Genomic DNA, 589 nt, shown 5'->3' with positions numbered 1-589 from the left:
TTGGCGAAGCTCGGGATGTACCCGCTGCCCTGCGCCTCGCTGTACAGCCCCTTCTTGAACTGGCTGTCGGTCATCCCCGCCGCGGCCGCCGCCAGGTTGCGCACGTTCACCTGGCTCGACCCGCTGAACACGATCCCGTTGCGGTTCACGATCATCACCGTTCCGGGCGCTTCGATCCGCCCCTGGATCTGGCTCGGACGCGCCTGCGGATCGTTCACCCGGTTCAACACCGACCAGCTCGCCTGCTGGTCGAACGCCACCGTCGTCTCCTTGCCGACGTTGAACGTCTCCCAGTTCAGGATCGCCTTGTCCGCCGTCTGCTCGATCGTCACCTTCGTCTGGCCGCCCGACGCCGTCTGCACCGGATCCTTCGCATTGAGCCAGCCCGCCGTCAGGCTGTTGGCATCGACCTTCAGGCCGCCCTCGCCCAAACCATCGGGTACCGACGACCCACTCGCCTGCGCCGCTTCCCGCGCCGCCTTCTGCAGGGCCTGCTGCGCCGCGATCGCCTGCGCCGCCAGGTTCAGGTTGTTGATCGAGGTCTGCAGCTTCTGCCGCGCCGCCGCCGATTGCTGCTCGGGCGCCGTCA

At 67.7% G+C, this 589-nt stretch carries 1 protein-coding gene; it reads right to left on the bottom strand.

What is annotated here, in order from left to right; genetic code table 11:
• On the bottom strand, positions 1-589 hold a 589-nt coding region (locus WKR98_RS29215; protein ID WP_341435418.1), incomplete at both ends, for a two-partner secretion domain-containing protein.

The sequence above is a fragment of the Pigmentiphaga sp. YJ18 genome (assembly GCF_038066655.1).
Lineage (GTDB): Bacteria > Pseudomonadota > Gammaproteobacteria > Burkholderiales > Burkholderiaceae_B > Pigmentiphaga.
Note: the sequence above shows the minus strand (reverse complement) of the source record. Positions and strands in the feature narration are given on the sequence as shown.